The 2540-nt window shown below is 46.0% G+C and carries 4 protein-coding genes; 1 reads left to right on the top strand and 3 read right to left on the bottom strand.

The window, feature by feature from the left end:
• The first annotated feature begins 153 nt into the window (after nucleotides 1-153).
• Nucleotides 154-546 carry a DUF2061 domain-containing protein gene (locus tag AC6R0S_RS16850; protein ID WP_334555053.1) on the top strand — a complete coding sequence of 131 codons (393 nt, stop codon included), beginning with the start codon at nucleotides 154-156 and terminating at the stop codon, nucleotides 544-546.
• 60 nt (nucleotides 547-606) lie between these two features.
• On the opposite strand, the gene AC6R0S_RS16845 is transcribed toward AC6R0S_RS16850, so the two are convergent.
• The 3 genes from AC6R0S_RS16845 to AC6R0S_RS16835 all read right to left on the bottom strand — a co-directional run.
• Entirely contained in the window at nucleotides 607-1413 is an 807-nt protein-coding gene (locus AC6R0S_RS16845) for a glycosyl hydrolase 2 galactose-binding domain-containing protein (RefSeq protein WP_500631215.1), read from the bottom strand.
• 125 nt (nucleotides 1414-1538) lie between these two features.
• Nucleotides 1539-1955, bottom strand: a complete 417-nt coding sequence (rraB, locus tag AC6R0S_RS16840) for a ribonuclease E inhibitor RraB (protein ID WP_334555051.1) — start codon at nucleotides 1953-1955, stop codon at nucleotides 1539-1541.
• A 317-nt stretch (nucleotides 1956-2272) separates the two neighbouring features.
• Nucleotides 2273-2540 (bottom strand): hypothetical protein (locus AC6R0S_RS16835; RefSeq protein ID WP_500638410.1); only part of this gene is annotated, 268 nt, incomplete at its 5' end.

Genomic DNA, 2540 nt, shown 5'->3' with positions numbered 1-2540 from the left:
CTTTCTTCTTTCCCTGTTCAACTCCCAGCCCTGAGTCACTACGGCTTGTTCAATAGTTTTTACCTATTGAATTTATCGAATTTTCCAATTTTCTTTAATGAAAATAATTATCAATAATATCTCTATCGACACAACAGAGCATTGGACTTCACCATGAAAAAGACACTGACATTCGCAGCCTTGCACTTTACCATTGCGTTTAGCGTCGCCTACCTACTGACCGGTGATATTTTAATTGGCAGTCTAATCGCGATGATTGAACCTATGGTTAACACCGTCGCCTTCTACTTCCATGAAAAGGCTTGGCAGACACACCCAGCGCTTCGTAAATTAGCCAAATCGACTGGGATTAAAACCACTAGCTTCGCCAGCGTGCACTTTAGCGTCGCGTTTACGGTCGCGTATTTGATGACGGGTAGCTGGTTGATTGGCGGCATCATGGCGGCCATTGAGCCAAGTATCAACACGGTGGCCTACTACTTCCACGAAAAAGTGTGGCAGCGCCAAGACGCGAATTGGCAATGCCACCACGGTGCACACGCATAACGAACAAGGGCCGCTCAGCGGCCCTTATTGCTATCGAAACAAATTCGAGTTACGAAGCCCCTACGCCCCGCGCACTGGAAAATGCGTCACGCACAATGACTCACTTAGCCCCAATTCAAAGTGTTGCTTCTGGCCATCGAGCCCCACTTCCAATGCGTATAGGTGCGCTGGATTGGGATCGTTCACATCATAGTAAACAGGCGCTTCGACTTGAAACAGCGCACTGACCGACTGCGCGCGCACATCCAACGGCAAGTGATAGGTCATGCCATTAAATTTCACCGACGCTGAGACGAGCCCCGCGTTGTAGGTGTGATAATGCAGCGAGACCAGCAATTCGCAGCCGCCGCCATGATGCCATATCTGCTCGGTCGCCACGTGTTCTAAACGTACGTGACGAATAAACTGCAAATACGGCGCATGCCAAATGCCCATTCTCGGATCCGATAAACGTTGATTATCGCTCCCTAGCGGACAAACCTCGCCTTCGGCCTCTTCAATCAACGGCTCATCTTCTTCTAAAAACAGTATCTCAAATCGATTTCGTCCCGCTTGCAAATAGGGACGGATCTCTTTTCGAACCTCACTTTGGCTCCCATCGCAATCAAACAGCGCGACACCATTGAGTCTGACTTCAGCATGGTAATCGATGCCCGACATCACCAAATCCACCGCAGGGAAGGCTAGCATGGCCTCATCGACCTCAATATCGTGCATCAAATGCCACTCTTGCTCAGCAATCTGTTCCTCGCTCATGTCGTCTGGCAACACGGCGCTGAGTGGATTCGGGAACATAAGATCGTCTTGAGGAATAGAGAGATCCGTGAGAGGAGAAAGTTGCCATAAGCCGGCAAGAGATAACTGCATGGGTACGCCGATGATTTATTGAGCCAGATCAATGTCAGTGATTATAAAGCGTAAAAACAACAATGCCAGTCTTGAGACTGGCATTGAAAACAGGCTGAGCGCTGTGAACGTGAGACGACTCTCAATTACTCGTCGTCATCCTCTTCATCATCTGGGTACAAGGCGTCTTCGCCTTCGTAGTAGGTGCCCCATCCATCGTAGATGATGTCGTATTTTTCAGCGAGGTGAACCAACTTCTCTACTTGCGCATCAATGGCTTCTGCGTTTAGTGCTGATTCCATGGTGGCGTCGCAGCACAACAGTTTGTTGCCGTCTTCGTCTTCGGTCTCTTCCGCTTCTAATACTTCAAAGCCCATTTTGAATGCTTCCACTACCGCTTTCTCTAGGGTGTCGAAATCTTCAGCAAACAGGTGGTGTTCAATCTCATATAAAGAATCTGGATCACTGCCGTCTTCGAGTAACGCTTGAATGATGTCGCGAGTCTCTTCTTTTTGAATTTCAATTAACTCTTCAACTGATAGATATTCATCTTCATGAGACATAAAGTGTGCTCCAGATAGTAACAACATTGATCAAAAAATAACGCACCGGACTATGACACGGCTGTGCTAATAATACCACCTAGAATCGACTTTGATCCCGTACTTTCTCTGTTTGCTGCGCTTTCACGCCAGATCATCGAACTTATTAACACTTTTTTATCATTTTGCTGTTTTGGTGTTTTGTGTCGAGGGCGACGATCACGTCAGATCATTCACAATGCGTGTTTATGAGGTGGATCTGAATAGCGCCGAGACAAGTAAAACGAACCTAAACCTCATATTTAGTCATAAAAACTGACTAAATGATGCATATCCATTCAGTATAATCTAACAAACTTCCCGCTGCGCTCTAGCACCGAAAACGCATAGTCAGTCACAATCATGTGAATTTCTCCAAATTCACTCATTAGACATAAAAGCCGCAAACAACGAGCATTAAAGACATATATATAGAACATAATTACATTTGCAGAATTAATGGTTACAAAGTGCGCTTGCATCTTGATAACATTCTTGCCATAAATACGCTCTGGAATTCTGTGTAAGGAAGCAAAATGAGTAAGTTGTACGTAGGCTCTGAAGTTG

The sequence above is a fragment of the Vibrio sp. R15-SG3-ISO1B genome (genome assembly GCF_059833835.1).
This window is presented reverse-complemented; position numbering and strand designations above follow the sequence as displayed.

What these genes read in the sequence shown, in the direction of transcription:
- AC6R0S_RS16850 (WP_334555053.1), top strand. Translation starts at nt 154, where the DNA reads ATGAAAAAGACACTGACATTCGCAGCCTTGCACTTTACCATTGCGTTT.
- AC6R0S_RS16845 (WP_500631215.1), bottom strand. Translation starts at nt 1,413, where the DNA reads ATGCAGTTATCTCTTGCCGGCTTATGGCAACTTTCTCCTCTCACGGAT.
- rraB (WP_334555051.1), bottom strand. Translation starts at nt 1,955, where the DNA reads ATGTCTCATGAAGATGAATATCTATCAGTTGAAGAGTTAATTGAAATT.